Below are 22,854 nucleotides of genomic sequence, written 5' to 3' on the forward strand. Positions count from 1 at the left end.
GCTGGCTCAGATCAGGAAGTGATCCTCCATCCATTGCATGCCGGCCGCGTTGGCTTTCGTCACCACCGGGCCATCCGTGATCACATGCTTCGGGATACCCTGTCCGCTCTTCTCGCCCCCGGTCACCGCGGCGACGCCGGCGACGATGGCGCCGCCATGGATGCGGCAGGAGGGGTTGCGGACGGTCGCGAACATGCGCCCTTCGCTGACCGCCTGGATCGCCGCTGGCATGGCGTCGACGCCGCCGATCAGGATGTTGGTGCGGTTGCGCGCCTTCATGATGTTGTAGGCGGCCAGCGCCATGTCGTCATTGTGGAAGAAGGCCGCATCGATTTGCGGGTGCTTCGTCAGATAGGTCTCCCATAGCCGCGCTGTCTTCGAGACGTCCCAGTCCGCGGGCTGGGTGTCGAGCACCTCGATATTGGGGAATTGCTTCACGACCGTGTCGAAACCCTTGGCGCGGCCCTGGGCGCCGGTATGGCCGAGCGCGCCCTGGGTCATGATGATCTTGCCCTTGCCGCCCATGGCGTTGCAAAGCGCCTGCGTCACCGACGCACCCATGAATTCATTGTCGGGCGCGAGGAACGAATGAACCTTGATCTGGTCGAGCGGAGCGATCAGCGTGTCCATGTCGATCACGGGCGTGCCGGCATCGATCATCTTCTGCACGGGCTGGGTCAGGGTGCCGATGCCGAACGCCTGGATGGCGACGAAATCCCATTTCTGCGAGGCCATGTTGTCGATCGCGGCGCGCTGCTTGACCGCGTCGAGCTGGCCGTCGAACCAGGTAACCTCGACGTTGAACAGCTTGCCCCACCATTCGGCCGCCTGTTTGCCCTGGGCACACCAGGTGGCCTGCAGGCCTGCATTGGAGAATGCCGCCTTCAGCGGCTTCTCCGAACGTGCGGCTGCCGCCAGCGCCGGGTTGATGCCCAACCCGCCGAGCAGGGCAGTTGCCGCGCCGCCGGTCGCCGCCGCTTGAAGAAGATTACGCCTTGTCGTTGAGGTTTTCTCAGTCCCTGACATCGCTCGCTCCCTCGTTGTCGTTGTTTTTTTACCGACGGCGTCGATTGCACGCACCGCGGATCGAAGCAGTCTTTCACACTCGGCGCATTTGCGCCACCGGCCGACTTGATCGCCAGTATCAATGAGCTCCGGGAAATTTTGACGCTTGTCGTTTCACTGCGCTGCAACGAGACTTTCGATGTCACCGAGCAATTTACGCCATGCCGCGTCGATCTCGTTCGACCAGTCCGCTCCGATGACCTCTCGCAGCGCCTGCGCGATGATGCCGAAGAACGCGACGAACAATTCGCGCGGCGTGCCGTAGGCGTCGTGCGAGGAAACCTCTGACATGATCAGGCGGAAATGGCCGGTGCGGTCTCCGGCAAAGTCCAGAATCGCGTCGATCGTCAAAGCCAGCATCGAACCCTTGACGAGTTCGCTGCCTTCGGTGCGGAACATCGTCCGCGCTTCGGGATGCGCGTCGAACAGGCGGCGATAAACCAGCGGCGTCAGATCCTCGCAACGCTCGGCGGCCAGTTCAAAACTTCGCTCGATCGGATTTGACGATGCCATCATTGCCGCTTGCGATCGTCGCAAAAAAGACGTCTCGAAAAAAGACGTCTTGAAAAAAGAAACATCTCGAAAAAAAAAGAGCAGGGCGCCAAGCCCTGCTCAAAAATTGTGTCGACCCTTAATTTCCCCGAAAATTTAGATTTGCTCTTGATTGTCGAGGCGACGCTGCTTGTGCGCGTCAGGGCTCCTCCCGAGACTTGGACCACCAAGCTTAAGCCTCTCGGCCAGCCTGAGGTTGAATTGGTAGACCATCTTTTTCGTCTTGTCACCATTTTCGGCAACGTTTGTTCAAATTTCCAGCACTCTGCGAAATGATTGGGAAGTTGCTACTGATGGTTGTGGATTTAGCTGCAATTCGCCCGAGGCTTGGTATCGGGGTAGGGCGCCCTTTAAAAGCTGCAAAACGCGTCGTTTTTCGCCAGCTTTACTCCCTAAAGCGGCAACATAGTTCCGGGAACCTGATCTCGACTTCGGACTCTCATGGTGATTAAGGTCTGAAGCGGATGGATTTGCGATGCGCCGGCGGCTGAAGAATTTTCTGCCAATTGTTCTGATTGCCCTGGTGGTGCAGATTTTTGCACCCATCGGCGCATGCTGGGCGGCGAGCATCGCGGCCTCCGATCCGCTGGCCGGCGCCGTCATCTGCCACGGCAATGGTGCACCCGGTGCAGGGCAGGCCGATCAGGCCGGCCACCGCGCCCATGACGGGTGCTGCTCGGTTTGCAGCGTGCTGGACACCGGCGTGCCGGTCGATGTACCGCAGACTGCGGCGATCGCCGTCGAGCGGGTTGCCGAGCAGGTGGCCTGGTTCGATTTTGCCTTCCGGCTGACGAACGCTCGCGCCGGCAGCCACGCGCAGGCGCGCGCGCCACCCTCCATTTCCTGACGACCTGGAACACCCAATGATCGGTGCGGCGACTGCCGTGCCGGTTGGTGCAGTCATTCGAGCCGGCCAGAGAGCTGGCGTCAGGAATATCTTATGTATCGTTATCATGCCTTGGGTGGCGCGAGCTTAGCTGTGCTCGGCAGCGCGCTCTCCCTTGCGCCGTCGACCGCAGAGGCCCAGACGGCGTTGCCGGCGGTGACCGTCGAGGCGCCGCGCGCAACAGCCGCCAGGCCCGCGGCCCGAAGGCCGGCCGTTCGCTCGTCCGCCCGGACGCAGGCGAGGCCGCCTTCGGCCAACCCCGCGCCTGCCGCGTCGCTAACCGCGGGCATTACCCCGAGCGTGGCGCGGGCGCTCCTTTACCAGGCGCCAAACGGCCAGACCGAGACGACCATCGATCGCAGCCAGTTCGACAACCGGCCGTCGTTCTCCGTGGCCGACGTGCTGCGCGAGAGCCCCGGCATATCGGTGAAGCAGGGCAACGGACCGCGCGATATCGGCATCTCGATCCGCGGCTCCAACGCCCGCAACGGTTTTGGTATCCGCAACCTCGTGATCTTCGACGACGGTTTTCCGGTCACGCAACCGGACGGGCTTTCCCGCAGCGACCTGATCGACCCCAAGGCCTATGGCGCAATCGATGTCATCCGGGGGCCGTCGTCGGCGCTCTATGGCAACTACGCGACCGGCGGCGCGCTCAATTTCCGCACCCGCCCGGGCCGGACCATCGACGGGGTTGAATACGGCGTCGAAGGCGGCAGCTTCGGCTATCTCAACAACTATCTCGCCGCGGGCAAGAAGGTCGGCAATTTCGAGTACTCGTTGTTTGCCAGTGACGCGCGCGGCGATGGTTTTATCGGCAATAGCTGGTTCAACACCCAGACCGTGAATTTTTTAGGCACCTTGCAGGTGACGCCCGACGACCGGTTTACGGTCAAGTTCATCAACAATAATCTCGATACAAGGCTGCCGCTCCGCCAGACGCTCGGCCAGTATTATCAAAATCCGTTCCAGCAGGGCTGCACGACGGGCACGAACGCCGCGCTCGGATGCCCGGTGGTGCCATTGTTCAACAATGGCTTTAATGGCTTAACGACACTCCACACCGCTACTCAGGCGGGCCTTGGCCGCGACGACAGGCGAACGATCGTCGGCGGGCGATGGGAGCACGATTTCGACAACACGACGACGTGGCGAAATCAATTCGTGTTCGACGACCGGAACATCAGCCAGCCGACTGGAGGCACCAGCGCGATCGGCGATTTTCCGTCGTACAACTACATGAGCGACGTCACCAAGCGCGGTGAAATTCTCGGCTTGGAATCCACCACCTATTTCGGCGCCTTCTACAATACGCTCACCGCGTCGAGCGACTCTAGATTCGTCATGCCGGGCGGCAACGCGACGCTCGGCAGACTGTCCAGCAATACCTGGAGCGACACCACCAATTACGGTGTTCGCGCGCGCGAGGAATTGAAGCTGACGCCGCAACTGACGGCGATTGCCGGGATTGGGTGGGAAACCACGCATCTGAAGGGAATCAATTCCGCCTACAATTATGGAACGTCGCCGCCGACGATCACCCCGACGACCGCCGACCGGCAATTTCAAAACACCGCACCCGAACTGGCGCTGCTCTACAAGCTGAATCCCGAGTGGCTGTTCCGTGCGCGTGTCGCCACCGGATACGGCACCCCGCAGATCGGAAACCTCTTCATCCTTTCGGACGGTACGTCCGGCAATAACACGCAACTGCAGACGCAACAGAATCTCGGTTACGATCTCGGCTTCGACTGGACGCCAAACAGCGCGCTCAAGTTCAGCGCGACCGGCTTCTACGAGTTCTTCCGCAACGAACTGGTGAGCCAGGCGACACGCACGGCCGGCGTCAGTTACATGTTCAACGCGCCACGGTCCGAGCACCGCGGGGTGGAACTCGCCGCTGACTGGAAGTTCTATCCGGGCTGGCGCTTCACCGCGGCTTATACCTATCTCGATCAATTCTACACCGAATATACCGAAGACATCAGGAGCCAAGGTGCAGGGACCATCTTCAGCTTCAACCGCGCGGGCAACAAGATTCCCGGCATCTCGCCGCACGAACTGACGGCGCGTCTTGGCTATGAACAGATGTGGGGGCCGCTTGCCGGCCTCTGGGCGTTTGTCGAGGTTCAGTGGAAGGATTCGTTCTACATGGACAACGCCAATTTGCAGAAGGCGCCCGGCTACGAACTGGTCAATCTCAACGTCCACTACAAGACGGACCTGCAATCCGACTACTTCAAGTCGTTGAGCATGTATGTCGAAGTCAGGAACGTGTTCGACCGGACCTACATTGCGTCCGCCAACAACATCGGCAATTCGGTCAGCGCGGGCGTTCAAGGTCTCAGCAACACCGGTTCGATCTACGCCGGCTCGCCGCGCGCATTCATCGCCGGAATGAAGCTGGCGTTCAAATGACCCGACAACACTGGAGGAGTAAAGCCATGCTGCGAATGAGCCTGCTCGCGACGCTCGCCTTCTCGCTTTGCCAAACCGCAGCGCAAGCGCAAATGAGCCATCATCAGCATGCCTCGGAAGCGGCGTGTGAGGAGGTCGACTTGCGTTGCGCGTCGAAGGTGACGCCAGCCTTCACGTCAGATGGCACGCTGTGGCTCGCCTGGATGGCGGGGGGCCAGATATCGGTGGCAAGCTCGAAGGATGAGGGGCGCAGCTTCTCGACGCCGGTTCAGGTAACCAGGGAAAAGCTCAAGCTCGATTGGGGCCCGGACGCGCGTCCCCAGATCGTCGTCGAGAAAAGCGGCGGCATCGCGCTGGCGTTTTCGATCTTCAGGGACAAGGCGTTCAACGGCCAGGTGCTCACCACCCGGTCGGCCGATGGCGGCCAAAGCTTCGCCGAGTTGCGGCCGATCACAGCGAGTAACGAGAGCCAGCGCTTTGCGGCGCTCGGCCTCGATGCGGACGGTTCTGCGTTTGCAGCCTGTATCGACAAGCGCAACCGGGTGCCCGCGCAGCAGGAGGGCAAGAAATACGAAGGGGCGGGACTGTTCTTCGCGTCGTCGAAGGACGGCGGCGCTGTTTATTCCGAGGCGCGGCTGGCAAGCGACAACACCTGCGAGTGCTGCCGGCTCGGTCTGGCGTTCGCTGGTCCCGGCCGTCCCGTTGTCGTGTTCAGGAACATCTTCGAAGGCGGCGTGCGGGATCACGCGGTCATGACGTTCGCCGATCCGGCGACGCCGGGCGCGGTTCGCCGCGTCAGCAACGACGATTGGCAGATTTCCGCTTGCCCGCATCATGGGCCAAGTCTCTCGATCTCGCCCGCGGGCACCTACCACGTGAGCTGGTACACCAACGGCAAGGTGCGGAAGGGCTTGTTCTATGCCCGCTCGGAGGACGAAGGCCGGACGTTTTCCGATCCGCTGCCGCTCGGCCGCGCCGATCGCAATCCTACGCGGCCGTACGTGCTGACGGGCCCGCGCGGCGCCACCATGGTCTGGAAGGAGTTCGACGGCGAGAAGACCTCGGTCAACGCGATGACCTCGCATGATGAGGGCAAGAGCTGGTCAAAGCCTGTCGCGATCTCCACGACGACTGATACATCCGACCACCCGCTGCTCGTGAGCGACGGGCAGACGACCTTCCTTTCCTGGATGACCAAGGCCGACGGATATCGCCTTCTGCCGATCGGAGACGGATCATGAAACGGCGCCTGCTGGCTGCAATATTCCTGTTTGCCTCTCTGGCCGCCGCGCCGGCAGCCGAGACATCCTCTGAACTCAAACCGTTCGTGCGTGGAAGCTGGCAGGACGTGCTGCGTTCGCACGCCGGGCGTCCGACGCTGGTGCATTTCTGGGGCGTTACCTGCGGCCCGTGCAAGGTCGAACTGCCACTGCTCGGACAGTTCATGAAGGACCATTCCGAGATCGACGTCGTGATGATCAGCGCCGATCTCGTTCCGAATCTGCCGGGTGCGGCGCGCACGATGCTGGAGAAGGCCGGGCTGGGGCCGGCGGAGAACTGGATTTTCAACGACGGTTTTGTCGAACGCCTCCGGTTCGAGATCGATCCGACCTGGCAGGGTGAGATCCCGCGCACGCTCCTGATCGCGCGGGACGGAACGGTCACCACGATCGAGGGTTCCGCAGAAATACCGGACCTCGAAAAATGGCTGGATCAGCAAAAAGTCGCGAGCAAATAAAGACACTCCCGGTATTGTGAATATTAACGTTGCGTTCTCAAGTTAAGGCAACTGCGGGCCCGGTCGTCCGGTGCGCCGGCCATACTTCATAAATCGAAAGGCATACGATGAAACCCGTTCTGCAATTCTTCGCCTGCGCCGCCCTGTTTGCGCTCCTGGGCGCACCCGCGCACGCCCAAGAGGTCAAGGCCGGCGATCTAGTCATCACACAGGCCTGGAGCCGCGCCACGCCCGGAGGCGCCAAGATTGCCGGCGGCTATCTTACGATCGAGAACAAGGGCTCTGCGCCAGATCGCCTGATCAGCGGCTCCGGCGATTTCGCCGGCAAGGTCGAAATTCACGAGATGGCAATGAACAACGGCGTCATGACGATGCGGGCGCTCGACAAGGGGTTGCCGATCGAGCCGGGCAAGATCGTCAAGCTCGCGCCGGGCGGTTATCACTTAATGCTGATGGATCTGAAGAACCCGCTCAAGCAGGGAGAAAAGGTGCCGCTGACGCTGGAGTTCGAGAAAGCCGGGAAGGTCACATTGTCGCTCGACGTGCAGGGCGTTGGCGCGCAGGCGCCCGCGGGCGGAGCGCCGTCGGGGCATGATCATTCCGGTATGAAGAAGTAGGAACAGCCTGTGTCGAAAATTGCTCCTGTCGTCATCATCCTTGCTGCGCTCGCTGTCTCTCCGGCGAGCGCCCACGTCACTCTCGAGAAGCGGCAGGCGCCGGTGGGCTCGTACTACAAGGCGGTGTTTGCCGTGCCGCACGGCTGCGCGGGATCGCCGACGGTCAAGCTGCGGGTGCAGATTCCGGAAGGCGTGATCAGCATCAAGCCGATGCCCAAGCCCGGGTGGACCGTCGAGACGGTCAAGGGCAAATACGCCACCGAGTATGAGCATCACGGCAGCAAGGTTTCTGAAGGCGTCAAGGAAGTGGTGTGGAGCGGCGGCAAGGTCGTCGACGACAACTATGATGAATTCGTCTTCTCCAGCTATCTCACGGCGGGCCTGAAGCCGGACACCTCGCTGTATTTTCCCGTGGTGCAGGAATGCGAGCAGGGGGTCAGCCGCTGGATCGATATTCCCTCGGGAGGCCACAGTGGCCATGGCCATGACAGCAAGACGCCGGCGCCGGGTCTCAAGCTGATCGCAAAACCGTAAAGCAATCCCGATGGCGCGCGTGCTCGTTAGCCTTGCCGCGCTGCTGTCGGCTCTATGCATCGCGAGCGCCGCGTGGGCCCATGCGACGCTTGTTTCTTCGGAGCCGGCCGATGGCAGCGTGCTCACGCTGCCGCCGAAGATGGTGCAATTGCACTTCAACGAAAGCGTGACGCCGGCCGTGATCGGCCTGATCGATGCCGGAGGCAAGGCGCGCGAAGTCGCAACCCGTGCCGTCGGTCAGTCCGTGCTGATGGTGCTGCCCGACGACCTGCCGCAGGGCACGCAAATCGTCAGCTACCGCGTGGTCTCGCAGGACGGTCATCCCGTGGCGGGATCGATGGTGTTTTCAATCGGCGCCGTGACCGGGGCCGCACCGCCAGCGAAGACAGGCCCGCTGGCGGTGCTGATCTGGCTGGCGCGGATCGGGGTCTATCTCGGGCTGTTCGTGGGCGTCGGTGGCGCGTTTTTCGCGGCCTGGATCGGACAGGGCCCGAACGGATCGACGGTCAGCCGCGGTGCGCTTTCTATCGGTCTTGTCAGTGCGGTGGCTTCGCTCGGCCTGCAGGGCCTCGATCTCCTCAACCTTCCCCTTGGCGGCATCGTGACATCGGCGCCGTGGACGAACGCGCTCGCTACCTCCCTCGGGCCGTCGCTGTTGATTGCGATCGTGGTGATGGCCATCGCCTGGTACGCGTGGAAGAGCCCGAGCATCCTGATCGCCTGGGTGTTGACCTCGCTGACCATGGTGGGCGTCGGGCTGTCGCTGGCGACGAGCGGACATGCCGCGACCGCCCAGCCGCAATGGCTGACCCGGCCGTCGCTGTTCCTGCACGGCGTCGCTGCGGCCTACTGGATCGGCGCGTTGGCGCCGCTGGCGGCCATGGCGCGTCGGCGCAATGACAGCTTGCCGCGCGTGCTCAAGCAGTTTTCGGCTATCGCGATGCTGCTGGTCGGGCTGCTGGTGTTGAGCGGACTGGTGCTTTCGATCATCCAGCTTGGAAGCCTGCGTGCGCTGGTCGAGACCCCATACGGCATCCTTCTCTCGATCAAGCTGGCACTGGTGATCCTGCTGCTCGGCCTTGCGGCGCTGAACCGGATTGTCTGCACACCCGCGGTCGTTGCGGATCATCAGAACACCCGGCCGCTGCTGGGGTCGATCCTGCTGGAATGCGTTCTCGTCGTTGGCATCCTTGCCGTCGTCGCCGGCTGGCGCTTCACGCCGCCGCCGCGCGCGTCCGTTGCTCCCGTTGCCGCGCCGCTCTCGGTCCATATCCACACGGATGCAGCGATGTTCCAGGTGCTGGTTTCGCCGGGCAAGGTCGGCTCCAACGATTTTGTGCTGCAGCTGATGACGGGAGACGCCGCCCTGCTGCCGGCCAAGGAGGCTGTGCTGATCCTGAGCTTGCCGGAGCGCGGCATCGAGCCGATGGAGCGTCGCGCCACGCTCGGGCCGGACGGCTACTGGCATGTGCGCGGCGTGGCGCTGCCGCTGCCCGGCCGCTGGCGGATGCAGATCGATGCGCTGGTTACCGACTTCCAGAAGGTCTCGCTGCAAGATGAGTTGCAGGTGCGTTGAACTACTGGCTAACCCGCCTTTGCGGGGTATGACGCCGTTGTGAAGACATGAGGACAACGAGGCCCAAAAACGGCCCGGAAATCCGCCTTTTCGGCCGCTTTTCACCGGCCCCGGCCTTGTCTTTTCGCACCCGATCCGGTTTCACTGCACCTCTTCCGGTATCCCACTGATTCCTTGAGTTGTCCCATGCGGTTGTCGCGGTTTTTTCTACCCATCCTGAAAGAGAATCCGAAAGAGGCGGAGATTGTCTCGCATCGGCTGATGCTGCGTGCGGGCATGATGCGGCAGGAAGCGGCCGGCATCTACGCCTGGCTGCCGCTGGGCTTTCGGGTCTTGAAGAAGATCGAGCAGATCGTTCGTGAGGAACAGGACCGCGCCGGTGCGCTGGAACTCTTGATGCCGACGCTGCAGCTCGCCGACCTCTGGCGCGAGAGCGGCCGCTACGATGCCTATGGTCCGGAGATGCTGCGCATCGCAGACCGCCACAAGCGCGAATTGCTGTACGGGCCGACGAATGAGGAAATGATCACCGAGATCTTTCGCGCTTACGTCAAGTCCTACAGGAGCCTGCCGCTCAATCTCTATCACATCCAGTGGAAGTTCCGCGACGAGCAGCGCCCGCGTTTCGGCGTGATGCGCGGCCGCGAATTCCTGATGAAGGACGCTTACTCCTTCGACATCGATGAGGCGGCCGCGCGCCGTTCCTATAACCGGATGTTCGTGGCTTACCTGCGCACGTTTGCGCGGATGGGATTGAAGGCGATCCCGATGCGCGCCGAGACCGGCCCGATCGGCGGCGATCTCAGCCACGAATTCATCGTGCTTGCGGAAACCGGCGAGTCCGGCGTGTTCTGCAACAGCGACGTGCTCAATCTGCCGATCCCGTCCGACGATGTCGATTATGACAGCGATCTCACTGGCATCATCAAGCAATGGACGTCGGTCTATGCCGCGACTGAGGACGTCCACGATGCCGAACGCTACGAACGCGAAGTGCCTGCCGACAAGCGCGTCAATACGCGCGGCATCGAGGTCGGCCAGATATTCTATTTCGGCACCAAATATTCCGATGCGATGAAGGCGCTGGTCGCCGGCGCCGATGGCGTCGACGTGCCGATCCATGGTGGCTCCTATGGCGTTGGCGTCTCGCGCCTGGTCGGCGCAATCATCGAGGCTTGCCATGACGACGCCGGCATCAAATGGCCGGAGGCGGTCGCGCCTTTCACGGCCGTGATTTTGAACCTGAAGCAGGGGGATGCGGCCGTCGATGGCGCGTGCGAGAAGCTTTATCGCGAGCTTCAGGCCAAGGGCGTTGACGTGCTCTATGACGATACCGACCAGCGCGCGGGCGCAAAATTCGCGGCCGCCGACCTGATCGGTATCCCCTGGCAGATTCTGGTCGGACCGAAGGGCCTTGCCGAGGGCAAGCTCGAGATCAAGCGGCGCAGTGACGGTTCGCGCGAGAATCTCAGCCCGGCGGAAGTGGTGGCGAGGATAGCGGGATAAGATATCCACTGTGGCGGTAATGTTGGCCAATAAGGCTATATTTGGCCCGAATCATGGGATTATCGAGTATGGATGAGACCATGAACGAGACAGCCCGCACCCCGCCTTTTGCGCCCTTCGAATGGTTGTTGTCCGGGCGTTACCTGCGTGCGCGTCGCAGGGAAGGGTTCATTTCGGTCATTGCCGGCTTTTCGTTCCTCGGCATCATGCTTGGCGTCGCCACGCTGATCATCGTGATGGCTGTGATGAACGGTTTTCGCAAGGAACTCCTGGACAAGATCCTCGGGCTGAACGGTCATTTGCTGGTGCAGCCGCTGGAATCGCCGCTGACCGACTGGAAGGACGTCGCCGAGCGCATCAGCCAGGTCGACGGCATCCGCCTTGCCGCGCCGGTCGTGGACGGTCAGGCGCTGGCGTCCTCGGCCTTCAACGCCGCCGGCGTGCTGGTGCGCGGCATGCGGTCTGCGGACCTGAACAACCTCACCTCGATCGCCAAGAACATCAAACAGGGCACCTTGGACGGCTTTGACGAGGGGCAGGGCGTCACCATCGGACGCCGGCTCGCCGATCAATTGTCGCTGCATGCCGGCGACACCATCACGCTGGTTGCGCCCAAGGGCGCGGTGACCCCGATGGGAACCACGCCGCGCATCAAACCCTACAAGGTGGCGGCGGTGTTCGAGATCGGCATGTCGGAATATGACGCCAGCTTCGTGTTCATGCCGCTGCCGGAGTCGCAGGCCTATTTCAACCGCAAGGACGACGTAACCGCGATCGAGGTATTCACCACCAATCCCGATCGTATAGACGCGTTCCGCAAGGCCGTCACCGAAGCGGCCGGGCGGCCGGTGTTCCTGGTCGACTGGCGGCAACGCAACTCGACCTTCTTCAACGCGCTTCAGGTCGAGCGCAATGTGATGTTTTTGATCCTGACCATGATCGTGCTGGTTGCCGCGCTCAACATCGTTTCCGGCCTGATCATGCTGGTCAAGGACAAGGGGCAGGACATCGCCATCCTGCGCACCATGGGCGCCTCGCAGGGCTCGATCATGCGGATATTCCTGATCACGGGGGCGGCGATCGGCGTGGTCGGCACGCTGACCGGATTCTTCGTCGGCATGCTGATTTGCCTGAACATCGAATCGATCCGGCAGTTCCTGTCCTGGATGACCAACACCGAATTGTTCTCGCCGGAACTCTATTTTCTCTCCCGGCTGCCGGCCGAGGTCGACTTCGGCGAGACCACCGCGGTCGTGATCATGGCGCTGACGCTGTCGTTCCTGGCGACGCTCTATCCGTCCTGGCGCGCCGCGCGCCTCGATCCCGTCGACGCGCTCCGGTACGAGTGAGGACGAGATGGCCGAGGAGGCGGAAGACGTACCGGTTATCTATCTCCACGAGATAAAACGCGAGTACAGGCAGGGCGAGGCGACGTTGACCATTCTCAACGGCGCCAAGCTGGCGCTGTGGGCGGGGCAGTCGGTGGCGCTGGTCGCGCCGTCGGGCTCGGGCAAATCGACGCTCCTGCACATCGCAGGCCTGCTCGAAAGCCCCGATGACGGCGAGGTCTACGTGGCGGGCACGCCGACCTCGCAATTATCAGACATCGACCGCACCCAGATCCGGCGCTCCGACATAGGCTTCGTCTATCAGCAGCACCGGCTGCTGCCGGAATTCACCGCGCTTGAAAACGTGATGCTGCCGCAGATGATTCGCGGGCTCAAACGTTCCGAGACGATCAAGCGCTCCGAGGAAATCCTGGCCTATCTCGGCCTCGGCGACCGCATCACGCATCGGCCGGCGGAACTCTCCGGCGGCGAACAGCAGCGTGTCGCCATCGCGCGCGCGGTCGCCAATGCGCCGCGGGCGCTGCTGGCCGACGAGCCGACCGGAAATCTCGATCCGCATACCGCCGATCACGTCTTCAAGGCGCTGATGCAGCTCGTGAAGGCGACGCAGGTTGCGATGCTGATCGCCACCCACAATATGGAACTGGCCGGCCGAATGGACCGGCGGGTGTCGCTGGTCGACGGCCAGGTCGTCGAACTGGAGTAGCGCATGATCCGGAAAAGTGGATCCGGTTTTCCGAAGAGATCATGCGCAATTAGGGACGTCGTTCAGTAAGCGCCGTGCCTGCGCACCGGCCGATCCTGATACGCATTTGCAAAATATGGATTGACGACGCATTGCGCCGAGCGGCCCGAGGCCGACGCGTTGCATTGAGGAATCGACGTATAGCTGCACTCATAATAGGTGACCGGGCCGTAGACATGCAGGCAGACCGGATATCCTCCTCCGTAGGTCTGGGCGCGCGCCGGCGCTGCGGCCGAAATCGTCCCGATTACGAGAATTGCCAAAGCCAGAATGCGCATCAGAATCTCCTACGGAATTGGCGGCTGCGATCGGTCTGCATTTCCGCCTGGCGCTGAAACAGGGATTCGCAGCGCAATACGCATCTCGCCCGGAGGCGGTTGCCTGACACTGCGTTAGCGACGAAAAACTGCAATCGCCGGCACCGGCGCCGAAATCGCAGCCCTTGTGCTCAAATCAAACAGAAAACGCTCAGTAGCCGTTGTAGTGCCGCTTGTAGCGGCGTGCCGAGGGATATTGAGATGCATGTGCGAAATACGGATTGATCACGCATTGCGCCGAGCGGCCCGAGGCCGACGCGTTGCATTGAGGCAGGGTGTGATAGGTACAGTCGTAATAGCTGATCCTGCCATAAACATGCAGGCAAACCGGATAGTTGGGATCGTAAGTCTGTGCCTGCGCCGGTGCTGCGGCCGAGGCCGCTCCGATTGCCAGAATTGCCAAAGCCAGAATGCGCATCAGAATCTCCTTCGGGATTGGCGGCTGCGATCGGTCTGCATCTCCGCCTTGACGTTGAAATAGGGATTCGCAGCGCAACTCGCATCTCGCCCGGAGGCGGTCGCCTGACACTGCGCCAGCGACGAAAAACTGCAATCGCCGGCGCCGGCGCCGAAATCGCAGCCCTTGATGCAGTAGGGAAACTCGCGCGCCGCCGCCGGCATCGCAACTGCTGCCGACACTGCTCCGGCCACCATGAGCGCCAGCCATGCCCTTTGCATGCATCCTCCGCGGCGGCCCCCAGGGATCTTCACTGGAACCTTCAGCGGCCAACCAGACGATCCACCCACGCCCGCGTCAAATCACGTTCACGCGTTGGATGTTCCTCCGCGTGCGCATGCGCCGCGCGATGAGCCCTCGGCGGGCGCTCAGTATCTGCCGTAGCGGGGGGCGGGCGGCAGCGCGCGGCCGGGCAGCGGGCGATACGCTTCGGGCGGCGGTTCGCTCTCGCCGATATAATAGGGATTGGCGATGCAGGAGAGTAACCGTCCCGAAGCGGTCGCCTGGCACTGCTCGTAGCTCGTGAAAGTGCAGTAGCTCAGTCCCGGATGCTCGTTGCCCTGAAGGCAGAACGGATATCGGGTGCCGACCGCTTCGGCAGGCGCGGCGCCGAGTGCGGCCAATCCGCTCGCGGCCAGCACGGCTAGAATCGCTTTACGCATTTCGAATCTCCTCATTGCATTTCCGCGCTTTGCCGGTTCCACTTTCATCGACACAAGCCGCACCCGCGCAGTTCCGTCAAGCCATTCCACCTTGCAATACCGTCACAAGGCTGAATGTGAATTTTTTGCGGCGGGTTCCGGCGCAAAGTTTCGAAAAACGCCTGCAGCACAACATTAACTTGCGTTCACACTGCGGCCGTTTGATGTGCGCTGTTGCAGTGAGGTTACAGTAATTCGAACGAACGATGCTATGAGCATGCCACGGCCTTGGGGGCTGTCAAAAACGGAACGGGAATAAAAAGAATGAAGAAGGTTTTGCTTGTTACTGCCAGTCTGATCGCGCTTGGCGCGGCTGCACCGGCTGTTGCTGCGGATCTCGCTGCGCGTCCTTACACCAAGGCGCCCCCGATGGTCGCTGCTGTGTATGACTGGACCGGTTTCTACATCGGTGCGAACGGCGGCTGGGGTTCGAGCCGCAACTCATGGGATCTGGTTGGCTTTGGCCCCGAGGGTTCGCATGACGCGACCGGCGGAACCGTTGGTGGCCAGGTCGGCTACCGCTGGCAGGCTGGCACCTGGGTGTTCGGCCTTGAAGCCCAGGGCAACTGGGCCGACTTCTCGGGCAACAATGTGAGCCTGCAGTTCCCCGCCTTCCGCAACCACACGAACGTCGATGCGTTCGGCCTGTTCACCGGTCAGGTCGGTTATGCCGTCAACAACGTCCTGCTCTACGTCAAGGGCGGTGCTGCCGTGACCGCGAACACCTACCGCGTCACCAATGTTGTCGGCGGCGCGCTCGCTGGCGTCACCGGCGACGACACCCGTTGGGGCGGCACGATCGGCGCCGGCCTCGAATACGCCTTCGCCCCGAACTGGTCGGTTGGCGTCGAGTACAATCACCTGTTCATGCAGGACCGTACCTACAACTTCACCACGCCGGGCGGCCTCGCCTTCGGTACCGACCGCATCCGTCAGGACGTGGATCTGGTCACCGCCCGCCTGAACTACAAGTTCGGCGGCCCGGCGGTTACGAGGTACTGATCGCGCGCGACCTGCGACCAACAACGAAGCCCCGGGCATTGTCCCGGGGCTTTTTGTTGGGGCGAGGGACCGGTTAGCCTTCGCGAATTGTCCGGCTGTCCTGCGCAGTTTGATTATAGCGCAGTTCCGGGGCTGGAAAACGGGCGGTTCCGGGCGCATATTTCGGGAATGGCGACAATTGTTCAGTGCATTTGCGGCGCCGAGTACAGACGCACTGAAGAGAAGTTCTTGGTACCGCAAACGGGTGACGCGGTCTGCGCAGTCTGCGGCGCTGCGCTGGAATCGTGGCTGGAATCCACCCACGTTCCCTCCTACGAACTTATTGAACGTCCACAGACAGAAAGTGGGCATGACAAGCCACCCGAAACGCCTTAGCGACCCTACCAACTCGTCATCGTCGCCCGTGAGTCCGTCGCTAGGCCGAATGACAAGTTGAGAATTAACCACAGGGGTTATTCTCCAAACTGACCCACTGCCGGCCCTTGACTCTAAGAACAAAAAAGGAACAATGTTCCTCATATGTTCTCATATCGTAGGGAGTCGGACGATGTTGCGGATGTTCGTGGAAGAAGCGGCGGCGCTGGCGTCGATTACACTGTTTGTCGCGATGATCGCGGTCTGGGCGCAGGTGATTCCGCAGCTTTGATGCGGCGCGGAAACCTGATCCAGGCCGGCTTGCGGACGGGCTGGGGAAAAGCCGGATGGCGGGCGCGGAAGCTGCGTTCCGCGTGGACTCGGCAAGGCCAAGGCATCACCATTGCGGCGGCGAGTCGGCGCGCATGCACGGCCGATGATCGCTCCCCACCATGATGCAAGAGCCCGTTAAGCGACCATGTCCAGTGCCGGATTCGTTCATCTCCACGTTCATTCGGCGTATTCGCTGCTGAAGGGCTCGATCAAGATCGCCAAGCTCGGCGAACTGGCGAAGGCCGACCGCCAGCCGGCCCTGGCGCTGACCGACACCGACAACATGTTCGGGGCGCTGGAATTCTCCGACAAGATGGCGGGCTACGGCATCCAGCCGATCGTCGGCTGCGAGCTCGCCGTCGATTTCGGCGATCAGGATCCGAACGCGCGCAATGCGCTGGCCTCAGCGCCGTCGCGAATCGTATTGCTGGCAGCGCGGGAGCGCGGTTACCGCAGCCTGATGCGGTTGAACTCGCGGGCGTTCCTGGAAACGCCGGTGCATCAATCCCCGCATATCAAGCTCGAATGGCTGGAAGACGATGCCGAGGATTTGATCGCGCTGACCGGCGGCCCCGACGGCCCGATCTCGCTGGCGCTGCATGCCGATCACGCAGCCCTCGCGGCAGCTCGCTGCGACCGGCTGGCGAGCCTGTTCGGAGATCGCCTCTATGTCGAATTGCAGCGCCACGGCATCGACAAGGAGCGCCGCGCCGAAACCGGCCTGATCGACCTTGCCTATGCCAAGGGATTGCCGCTGGTCGCGACCAACGAGCCATATTTCGCATCGAATGACGATTACGAAGCCCACGACGCGCTGCTGTGCATCGCCGGCGGCAAGCTGATCGCCGAGACCGATCGCGAGCAGCTCACGCCCGATCACCGCTTCAAGACCCGCGCCGAGATGGCGGTGCTGTTCGCCGACATTCCGGAAGCGCTGGCCTCCACGGTCGAGATCGCGGAGCGCTGTTCGTTTCGCCCGAAGACGCGAAAGCCGATCCTGCCGCGCTTCACGGTCGGCGCCGGCTCGGGCTCCGATGCGGTGACCGAGGAGGCCGCGGAGCTGAAGCGCCAGGCCGAGGAGGGGCTCGCAAGGCGCCTGCAGGTTCACGGCCTGTCGCCCGGCACCACGGAAGAGGAGTACCAAAAGCGTCTCGCCTTCGAGATCGACGTGATCAACCGCATGAACTATGCGGGCTACTTCCTGATCGTGTCGGACTTCATCAAATGGGCCAAGGCCCACGACATTCCGGTCGGTCCGGGGCGCGGCTCCGGCGCCGGTTCGCTGGTCGCCTATTCGCTGACCATCACCGATCTCGATCCGATCCGCTTTGGCCTGCTGTTCGAGCGCTTCCTCAATCCTGAACGCGTGTCGATGCCGGACTTCGACATCGACTTCTGCCAGGACCGCCGCGGCGAGGTGATCGACTACGTGCAGCAGCGCTACGGCCGTGACCAGGTGGCGCAGATCATCACCTTCGGCACCCTTCAGGCGCGCGGCGTTCTGCGCGACGTCGGCCGCGTGCTGCAGATGCCCTATGGGCAGGTCGACAAGCTCACAAAACTGGTGCCGCAGAATCCGGCCGCGCCGGTGACGCTGGCGCAGGCGATCGAGGGCGAACCGAAGCTGCAGGCGTTCCGCGACGAGGACCCGGTGGTCGCGCGCGCCTTCGACATCGCCCAGCGCCTCGAAGGGCTGACGCGCCACGCATCGACCCACGCCGCCGGCATCGTGATCGGCGACCGGCCCTTGAGCGAACTGGTGCCGCTCTACCGCGATCCCAAATCCGACATGCCGGTGACCCAGTTCAACATGAAATGGGTCGAGCCGGCGGGGCTGGTGAAGTTCGACTTCCTCGGCCTGAAGACGCTGACCGTGCTCGACGTCGCGGTAAAGCTGCTCAGGCAGCGCGACATCCAGGTCGATCTGCCGACGCTGCCGATCGACGATGCGCCGAGTTACCAGATGCTGGCGCGCGGCGATGTGGTCGGCGTGTTCCAGGTGGAAAGCCAGGGCATGCGGCGCGCGCTGATCGACATGCGCCCCGACCGCTTCGAGGACATCATCGCGCTGGTGGCGCTGTATCGCCCGGGCCCGATGGCCAACATCCCGACCTATTGCGCGCGCAAGCACGGCGACGAGGAGCCGGAATATCTGCATCCGATCCTGGAGCCGATCCTGAAGGAGACGTTCGGCGTCATCATCTATCAGGAACAGGTGATGCAGATCGCGCAGGTGATGGCCGGCTATTCGCTCGGCGACGCCGACCTGCTGCGCCGCGCGATGGGCAAGAAGATCCGCGCCGAGATGGAAAAGCAGCGCGCGATCTTCGTCGCCGGCGCGGTCAAGACCGGCGTGCCGAAGGGGCAGGCCGATACTATCTTCGAACTGCTCGCAAAATTCGCCGACTACGGCTTCAACAAGAGCCACGCGGCCGCCTATGCGCTGGTGTCCTACCACACCGCCTATATGAAGGCGCATTACCCGGTGGAGTTCCTGGCGGCGTCGATGACGCTCGAACTCAACAACACCGACAAGCTCTCGGAATTTCGCGCCGAGGCGCTGCGGCTCGGCATCAAGGTCGAGGCGCCGAACATCAACCGCTCCGGCGCCACCTTCGAGGTCGGCGAGAACACGATCTATTACGCGCTCGCCGCGCTCAAGGGCGTCGGCCCGCAGGCGGTGGAGTTGATCGTGGAAGAGCGGAAGAAGGGCACCTTCACCTCGCTCGCGGACTTCGCCGCGCGGGTCAATCCGCGGGCCATCAACAAGCGCGTGATCGAAAGCCTGGCTGCCGCCGGCGCATTCGACGCGCTCGAAACCAACCGCGCCCGGGTCTTTGCCGGCGCCGATGCCATTCTCGCCGCCTGCCAGCGCAGCCACGAAGCCGCAACGATCGGTCAGAACGACATGTTCGGCAACGCCGCCGACGCGCCGACCATCATGCTGCCGCAGATCGAGCCCTGGCTGCCGGCCGAGAAACTCCGCCGTGAATACGACGCCGTCGGCTTCTTCCTGTCCGGCCACCCGCTCGACGATTACGCCACCGTGTTGAAGCGGCTGCGGGTGCAGACCTGGGCGGAATTCTCGCGCGCCGTCAAAACCGGCGCGACCGCGGGCAAGGTCGCGGCCACGGTTGTGTCGCGCATGGAACGGCGCACCAAGACCGGCAACAAGATGGGCATCATGGGGCTGTCAGACCCCACCGGACATTTCGAGGCGGTGCTGTTTTCGGAAGGTCTTGCACAATACCGCGACGTATTGGAGCCGGGGGCTGCGGTGTTGCTGCAACTCGGCGCCGAACTGCAGGGCGAGGACGTGCGCGCCCGGGTGCTGCATGCCGAACCGCTGGATGACGCCGCGGCCAAAACCCAAAAAGGCCTGCGGATTTTCGTTCGCGACCCCAAGCCGCTGGATTCCATCGCGCGACGGCTCAACATGCCGGAGGCCGCCACGCCAGGCGGTCCGGCAAAGGGCCTGCCGGCCAAGCCTGCGCCCGCGCCATCGGGCGGCGCCGATGGCGACGTCTCGCTCGTCATCATGCTCGATCTGCAGACCGAGGTGGAGGTGAAGCTGCCGGGCCGCTTCAAGGTCTCGCCGCAAATCGCAGGCGCGATCAAGGCGGTGGCGGGCGTGGTGGACGTGCAGACGCTGTAGTGGCGCCGGATTTTGCAGCCCCAACGTGCAACGCGCTCGTTGCATTTTGATGACAACCTGAGATTTTGTAGGCGCGGAAACGCCAGCGCAGTTGCAACCATTTCGAGCTTTGGCTAAAAAATGGCTGGGGAATGAATTTGGGGGCGCAAGGTGTTTTGGCGTGGGTTGGCGTTACTGATTTCGGTCGTGCTGCTGGGCGGCTGTGAGACTCAAAGAGACGGGCTGGATTACTCGGCGATAGCGCGGAAGGTGGGCCCGCCGAAAGCAGGGCATGCACGTATCGTCGTGCTGCGCGAAAAAGGCTTTGGCGGCATCGTTGATGGGGCGTGGGACGTTCAGCTCGATGGAATGCCGATACCCGGCCTCAAGACCGGCACGTTCGCCTTCGTCGATCGTCCAAACGGCAAGCATGAATTGGGGGCTACGGAGGCCGCGTTCCCGGGCGTGACACGGCACGAAATCACGGCCCAGTCTGGCCAGACTCATTTCTTCGTGGCGCGGACCAGTAAGAGAAAAAACGCCATGATTGCCGCCGCGGGCGCTACCGGAGGCGGATTATTGGGGCTGGCGCTCGGCACCGCATTTACCTCGGGCTACGACAATCCCGGGCCGATCGACTTTTTTCCGCTGGACGACGCGGCCGCGAGAACAACCATTGCGGAGCTTAAGCTGGCCCAATAGCGCGCCGGCGCAAGCGTGGAGATGAGCGGCAGTTCGGCATCACAGGTGGCGATCGCTTGACCCGGCCCGATCAGAAGGCCCGACGTATCGAGACCGTCTTTCAGGTCCGGCGGAAGCACGGCTGATATCTTGGCCAATGCGCTGCGTGCGGCGTAGCCGACGCCCGGCTCGCCATCGATCTGCGCGCCCTGGGCGTTGAGCGTTTCGATGTCGCGGTAGAGCGTGCGCAGCGAAATCCCGAGCGCCTCGGCCAGCACTGCGCCGCTGACCGGACGCCGATAGCCACGCAAGAGCTGAATGAGATCGAGTAGTCGCTGCGCGCGCGACATTAATCCGCCCCCGTTACCAAGCCGACTAAAGCCTATCAGGGCATGCTGTCAAAACGTGGGTAGTGTCTCAGTTTGAATTTTCGGCCGACAGAGCAGCGTTCAGGGCTCCATCAACGGCTGTGCTCCAACCAGTGTGGTCGCGTATTTGGGCAGACCATCGCTCCAGTGCAGCCAAGGCAGCCGCTCGTTCCAATAAACATGAAAATCCGGCTGAAAATCCTCGGGAGTTTCCAGGCTCGCCGCATACAGATGAATCTCATGAGGAAACTTGTCATGCTCGAAGGCGATCGGGGTTCCGCAATCGCCGCAAAACATGCGGCGCGCACCGGGAGACGAACCATAGACTTTCGGCATCTTTCCGGTAAAGGAAAAGGCCTCGTTGGGAACAGCGAACCAAGTAGTAAACGGGGACGAGGTGTTGCGGCGGCAACTTTCGCAGTGGCAATGCGCGCGCCAGTTCTCCGCCCCGGAGAATTCGAAAGACACGGCACCGCAAAGACACTTTCCCCGCTTCGCCATCACCCGACCTCCATTCATGCCCTAGTAAAAACGGCACGAGATCAAGGGTAGTACATCTCAGTTTGAATGGAAACGGGTGCCGCTCGTCCTGAACTTGTCGATGGGCGCGCGCTGAGCGGGGCTATCGCGCCCTTCGACAAGTTCAGGACGAGCAGAGTTTTCAAACTGAGACAATACCAAAACGTGTCAGCATCATCGACATGGCGTCCGCAAGCAGGGCTTGCCGCTTGAGCCGCGTCGTTGCGCAGGTGCTCCGCTTCCGCGCAACGACGTGCTTCGCAAATTCAAGAACTTGTCATTGCTTTTTTGCGATGCCGTCCTGCCCGATCCGTCGTATACTCGAAGTTAGGGGGAACTGTTCTGCATCACGTGAATACCACCTGAAATTGCAGTAACGGAGATCCGCCATGAAAGTCAAAGACGCGATGCACAAGGGCGTCGACTGGGTCAGTCCAGACACGCCAGTCACCGAAATCGCCAAGCTGATGCGTGCGCATGATATCGGCTGCATTCCGATCGGCGAAGACGATCAACTGATCGGGATGGTGACCGATCGGGACATTGTCTGCAAAGGACTTGCTGGCAACGGTTTCGATGCCAGCCGCGCGAAGGCGCGTGACGTGATGACCGAAGGCATTCATTGCTGCCGGGAGGACGATGATCTTGCGAAAGCGGTGCATCACATGGAGACGCTGAAAGTCCGCAGGCTGCCCGTGATCAACAAGAGCAAGCGGATGGTCGGCATGATCAGCCTGGGCGACATCAGCCAGTTCGCGCCTAGTGATTTGATGTCCGGGTACGTGAAGAGCGTTGCGGCCCATCACTGAAGCGGCGGCTTCTGGCGATCGAAGCGTCTTGAACGGCTCGCGCCCGTTCGACTGCGAACGGGTGCGGGGCGTCCTGCTTGAAGTCGCGTGACCGCGGCGGTGCAGCCGGCGGAACGAGTGGCCTCAATCGTGCGTGCTGAAGTGGCCGCGCCAGGCCTTCGCCGTCAGCCGCGCGAATTGCTCGCCCTCCATGCGGATCAGCGTGGCGTGATCGCCGCTTTCCATGTAGATATGCCGTCGCGCATCGATGCTGTCGTCGATGATGACATCCAGCCCGTAGCACTCGCCGAGCGGCGGTATGGCCCCGCGGTCGCAGTCCTCGAACAGTCGCTCGATTTCGTCTTCGCTCGCCAGGTCGACCTTGTGGCCGAGCTGACTTTTCAGCGCCGACAGATGCAGGTGATGGGAGGCCGGAAGGACGGCCATCATGTAGCCGCCGTCACGGCGCAGCACGACGGCCTTGGCCAGCGCCTCGCCCGGCACATGGCAAGCCTCGGCTGTGCGCGTCGATGACATGGTAGGGGCGTGGGGGATCAGGTCGTAGGTGACGCTCTGATCCAGGTACTTCTGTAGGGTCGGGGAAACGGTCATGGCAGTTCCTCCATTGCATGGGCAAACCGCACACCGGGAGGAACTCGCGCAGCCGCCTCACGATGCGGGCGAACACGATTAAGGCAAAAGGATACGCCCGCC

At 62.3% G+C, this 22,854-nt stretch carries 22 protein-coding genes and 2 pseudogenes; 14 read left to right on the forward strand and 10 right to left on the reverse strand.

The window, feature by feature from the left end:
• Window positions 1-6: 6 nt before the first annotated feature.
• Together IVB05_RS19465 and IVB05_RS19470 are read right to left on the reverse strand one after the other, a co-directional pair.
• The gene (locus tag IVB05_RS19465; RefSeq protein WP_247786214.1) at window positions 7-1,026 is read right to left on the reverse strand and encodes a sugar ABC transporter substrate-binding protein; all 1,020 of its coding nucleotides are present in this window, start codon (window positions 1,024-1,026) and stop codon (window positions 7-9) included.
• A gap of 153 nt (window positions 1,027-1,179) precedes the next feature.
• Window positions 1,180-1,581: a globin gene (locus IVB05_RS19470; protein WP_247786215.1), complete on the reverse strand. Its 402-nt coding sequence runs from the start codon at window positions 1,579-1,581 to the stop codon at window positions 1,180-1,182.
• 511 nt (window positions 1,582-2,092) lie between these two features.
• Here IVB05_RS19470 and IVB05_RS19475 point away from each other — a divergent pair.
• The 10 genes from IVB05_RS19475 to IVB05_RS19520 all read left to right on the forward strand — a co-directional run bounded on the left by IVB05_RS19475 (window position 2,093) and on the right by IVB05_RS19520 (window position 12,947).
• Entirely contained in the window at window positions 2,093-2,464 is a 372-nt protein-coding gene (locus tag IVB05_RS19475) for a DUF2946 domain-containing protein (protein ID WP_247786216.1), read from the forward strand.
• A gap of 93 nt (window positions 2,465-2,557) precedes the next feature.
• On the forward strand, window positions 2,558-4,921 hold the full coding sequence (locus IVB05_RS19480) for a TonB-dependent receptor (RefSeq protein ID WP_247786217.1): 2,364 nt from the start codon (window positions 2,558-2,560) through the stop codon (window positions 4,919-4,921).
• A gap of 26 nt (window positions 4,922-4,947) precedes the next feature.
• Complete coding sequence (locus tag IVB05_RS19485; RefSeq protein ID WP_247786218.1) at window positions 4,948-6,162, forward strand: sialidase family protein; 1,215 nt, start codon at window positions 4,948-4,950, stop codon at window positions 6,160-6,162.
• Window positions 6,159-6,659, forward strand: coding sequence for a TlpA disulfide reductase family protein (locus IVB05_RS19490; protein WP_247786219.1), 501 nt, complete (start codon window positions 6,159-6,161; stop codon window positions 6,657-6,659). The genes IVB05_RS19485 and IVB05_RS19490 overlap by 4 nt, the downstream gene beginning before the upstream one ends.
• Window positions 6,660-6,766: 107 nt before the next feature.
• On the forward strand, window positions 6,767-7,276 hold the full coding sequence (locus tag IVB05_RS19495; RefSeq protein ID WP_247786220.1) for a copper chaperone PCu(A)C: 510 nt from the start codon (window positions 6,767-6,769) through the stop codon (window positions 7,274-7,276).
• 9 nt (window positions 7,277-7,285) lie between these two features.
• Entirely contained in the window at window positions 7,286-7,810 is a 525-nt protein-coding gene (locus tag IVB05_RS19500; RefSeq protein ID WP_247786221.1) for a YcnI family protein, read from the forward strand.
• Window positions 7,811-7,820: 10 nt separating this feature from the next.
• A complete protein-coding gene (locus IVB05_RS19505; protein WP_247786222.1) occupies window positions 7,821-9,386 on the forward strand; it encodes a copper resistance protein CopC in 1,566 nt (521 codons plus the stop codon).
• Window positions 9,387-9,572: 186 nt separating this feature from the next.
• Window positions 9,573-10,892 (forward strand): proline--tRNA ligase, encoded by a 1,320-nt coding sequence (proS, locus tag IVB05_RS19510; protein WP_247786223.1) that lies wholly within the window; start codon window positions 9,573-9,575, stop codon window positions 10,890-10,892.
• Window positions 10,893-10,960: 68 nt separating this feature from the next.
• Window positions 10,961-12,241 (forward strand): lipoprotein-releasing ABC transporter permease subunit, encoded by a 1,281-nt coding sequence (locus IVB05_RS19515; RefSeq protein ID WP_247786224.1) that lies wholly within the window; start codon window positions 10,961-10,963, stop codon window positions 12,239-12,241.
• A gap of 7 nt (window positions 12,242-12,248) precedes the next feature.
• Window positions 12,249-12,947, forward strand: a complete 699-nt coding sequence (locus tag IVB05_RS19520) for an ABC transporter ATP-binding protein (protein WP_247786225.1) — start codon at window positions 12,249-12,251, stop codon at window positions 12,945-12,947.
• Between the two features lie 62 nt (window positions 12,948-13,009).
• Here IVB05_RS19520 and IVB05_RS19525 read toward each other — a convergent pair whose 3' ends face one another.
• The 5 genes and pseudogenes from IVB05_RS19525 to IVB05_RS19540 form a co-directional block, all read right to left on the reverse strand.
• Entirely contained in the window at window positions 13,010-13,255 is a 246-nt protein-coding gene (locus IVB05_RS19525) for a DUF3551 domain-containing protein (RefSeq protein ID WP_256473445.1), read from the reverse strand.
• A pseudogene (locus tag IVB05_RS43540) lies at window positions 13,137-13,397 on the reverse strand (DUF3551 domain-containing protein); the annotation flags it as partial. The pseudogene IVB05_RS43540 and the gene IVB05_RS19525, both read right to left, overlap by 119 nt.
• A 57-nt stretch (window positions 13,398-13,454) precedes the next feature.
• Complete coding sequence (locus IVB05_RS19530) at window positions 13,455-13,721, reverse strand: DUF3551 domain-containing protein (RefSeq protein WP_247786227.1); 267 nt, start codon at window positions 13,719-13,721, stop codon at window positions 13,455-13,457.
• On the reverse strand, window positions 13,721-13,981 hold the full coding sequence (locus IVB05_RS19535) for a DUF3551 domain-containing protein (protein ID WP_247786228.1): 261 nt from the start codon (window positions 13,979-13,981) through the stop codon (window positions 13,721-13,723). Before IVB05_RS19535 ends, IVB05_RS19530 begins: the two co-directional genes overlap by 1 nt.
• A gap of 147 nt (window positions 13,982-14,128) precedes the next feature.
• Window positions 14,129-14,422 (reverse strand): DUF3551 domain-containing protein, encoded by a 294-nt coding sequence (locus IVB05_RS19540; RefSeq protein WP_247786229.1) that lies wholly within the window; start codon window positions 14,420-14,422, stop codon window positions 14,129-14,131.
• A gap of 303 nt (window positions 14,423-14,725) precedes the next feature.
• Between IVB05_RS19540 and IVB05_RS19545 the strand changes: the two genes are divergently transcribed.
• The 3 genes from IVB05_RS19545 to IVB05_RS19555 all read left to right on the forward strand — a co-directional run bounded on the left by IVB05_RS19545 (window position 14,726) and on the right by IVB05_RS19555 (window position 20,486).
• Window positions 14,726-15,463 carry an outer membrane beta-barrel protein gene (locus tag IVB05_RS19545; RefSeq protein WP_247786230.1) on the forward strand — a complete coding sequence of 246 codons (738 nt, stop codon included), beginning with the start codon at window positions 14,726-14,728 and terminating at the stop codon, window positions 15,461-15,463.
• A gap of 832 nt (window positions 15,464-16,295) precedes the next feature.
• Complete coding sequence (gene dnaE, locus IVB05_RS19550) at window positions 16,296-19,805, forward strand: DNA polymerase III subunit alpha (protein ID WP_247786231.1); 3,510 nt, start codon at window positions 16,296-16,298, stop codon at window positions 19,803-19,805.
• 165 nt (window positions 19,806-19,970) lie between these two features.
• Window positions 19,971-20,486: a DUF2846 domain-containing protein gene (locus tag IVB05_RS19555; RefSeq protein ID WP_247786232.1), complete on the forward strand. Its 516-nt coding sequence runs from the start codon at window positions 19,971-19,973 to the stop codon at window positions 20,484-20,486.
• Between the two features lie 47 nt (window positions 20,487-20,533).
• Here the strand turns inward: IVB05_RS19555 and IVB05_RS19560 are convergent.
• Window positions 20,534-20,815 (reverse strand): annotated as a pseudogene (locus tag IVB05_RS19560) (HTH domain-containing protein); the annotation flags it as partial.
• A gap of 99 nt (window positions 20,816-20,914) precedes the next feature.
• Entirely contained in the window at window positions 20,915-21,334 is a 420-nt protein-coding gene (locus IVB05_RS19565) for a GFA family protein (RefSeq protein WP_247786233.1), read from the reverse strand.
• Between the two features lie 407 nt (window positions 21,335-21,741).
• Between IVB05_RS19565 and IVB05_RS19570 the strand changes: the two genes are divergently transcribed.
• A complete protein-coding gene (locus tag IVB05_RS19570) occupies window positions 21,742-22,161 on the forward strand; it encodes a CBS domain-containing protein (protein WP_247786234.1) in 420 nt (139 codons plus the stop codon).
• Window positions 22,162-22,284: 123 nt separating this feature from the next.
• Here the strand turns inward: IVB05_RS19570 and IVB05_RS19575 are convergent, their stop codons facing one another.
• Window positions 22,285-22,752 (reverse strand): YbaK/EbsC family protein, encoded by a 468-nt coding sequence (locus IVB05_RS19575; RefSeq protein WP_247786235.1) that lies wholly within the window; start codon window positions 22,750-22,752, stop codon window positions 22,285-22,287.
• Window positions 22,753-22,854: the final 102 nt, after the last annotated feature.

Source organism: Bradyrhizobium sp. 170, from assembly GCF_023101085.1.
GTDB lineage: Bacteria > Pseudomonadota > Alphaproteobacteria > Rhizobiales > Xanthobacteraceae > Bradyrhizobium.

What these genes read in the sequence shown, in the direction of transcription:
- IVB05_RS19465 (WP_247786214.1), bottom strand. Translation starts at nt 1,026, where the DNA reads ATGTCAGGGACTGAGAAAACCTCAACGACAAGGCGTAATCTTCTTCAA.
- IVB05_RS19470 (WP_247786215.1), bottom strand. Translation starts at nt 1,581, where the DNA reads ATGATGGCATCGTCAAATCCGATCGAGCGAAGTTTTGAACTGGCCGCC.
- IVB05_RS19475 (WP_247786216.1), top strand. Translation starts at nt 2,093, where the DNA reads ATGCGCCGGCGGCTGAAGAATTTTCTGCCAATTGTTCTGATTGCCCTG.
- IVB05_RS19480 (WP_247786217.1), top strand. Translation starts at nt 2,558, where the DNA reads ATGTATCGTTATCATGCCTTGGGTGGCGCGAGCTTAGCTGTGCTCGGC.
- IVB05_RS19485 (WP_247786218.1), top strand. Translation starts at nt 4,948, where the DNA reads ATGCTGCGAATGAGCCTGCTCGCGACGCTCGCCTTCTCGCTTTGCCAA.
- IVB05_RS19490 (WP_247786219.1), top strand. Translation starts at nt 6,159, where the DNA reads ATGAAACGGCGCCTGCTGGCTGCAATATTCCTGTTTGCCTCTCTGGCC.
- IVB05_RS19495 (WP_247786220.1), top strand. Translation starts at nt 6,767, where the DNA reads ATGAAACCCGTTCTGCAATTCTTCGCCTGCGCCGCCCTGTTTGCGCTC.
- IVB05_RS19505 (WP_247786222.1), top strand. Translation starts at nt 7,821, where the DNA reads ATGGCGCGCGTGCTCGTTAGCCTTGCCGCGCTGCTGTCGGCTCTATGC.
- proS (WP_247786223.1), top strand. Translation starts at nt 9,573, where the DNA reads ATGCGGTTGTCGCGGTTTTTTCTACCCATCCTGAAAGAGAATCCGAAA.
- IVB05_RS19515 (WP_247786224.1), top strand. Translation starts at nt 10,961, where the DNA reads ATGGATGAGACCATGAACGAGACAGCCCGCACCCCGCCTTTTGCGCCC.
- IVB05_RS19520 (WP_247786225.1), top strand. Translation starts at nt 12,249, where the DNA reads ATGGCCGAGGAGGCGGAAGACGTACCGGTTATCTATCTCCACGAGATA.
- IVB05_RS19530 (WP_247786227.1), bottom strand. Translation starts at nt 13,721, where the DNA reads ATGCGCATTCTGGCTTTGGCAATTCTGGCAATCGGAGCGGCCTCGGCC.
- IVB05_RS19535 (WP_247786228.1), bottom strand. Translation starts at nt 13,981, where the DNA reads ATGCAAAGGGCATGGCTGGCGCTCATGGTGGCCGGAGCAGTGTCGGCA.
- IVB05_RS19540 (WP_247786229.1), bottom strand. Translation starts at nt 14,422, where the DNA reads ATGCGTAAAGCGATTCTAGCCGTGCTGGCCGCGAGCGGATTGGCCGCA.
- IVB05_RS19545 (WP_247786230.1), top strand. Translation starts at nt 14,726, where the DNA reads ATGAAGAAGGTTTTGCTTGTTACTGCCAGTCTGATCGCGCTTGGCGCG.
- dnaE (WP_247786231.1), top strand. Translation starts at nt 16,296, where the DNA reads ATGTCCAGTGCCGGATTCGTTCATCTCCACGTTCATTCGGCGTATTCG.
- IVB05_RS19565 (WP_247786233.1), bottom strand. Translation starts at nt 21,334, where the DNA reads ATGGCGAAGCGGGGAAAGTGTCTTTGCGGTGCCGTGTCTTTCGAATTC.
- IVB05_RS19570 (WP_247786234.1), top strand. Translation starts at nt 21,742, where the DNA reads ATGAAAGTCAAAGACGCGATGCACAAGGGCGTCGACTGGGTCAGTCCA.
- IVB05_RS19575 (WP_247786235.1), bottom strand. Translation starts at nt 22,752, where the DNA reads ATGACCGTTTCCCCGACCCTACAGAAGTACCTGGATCAGAGCGTCACC.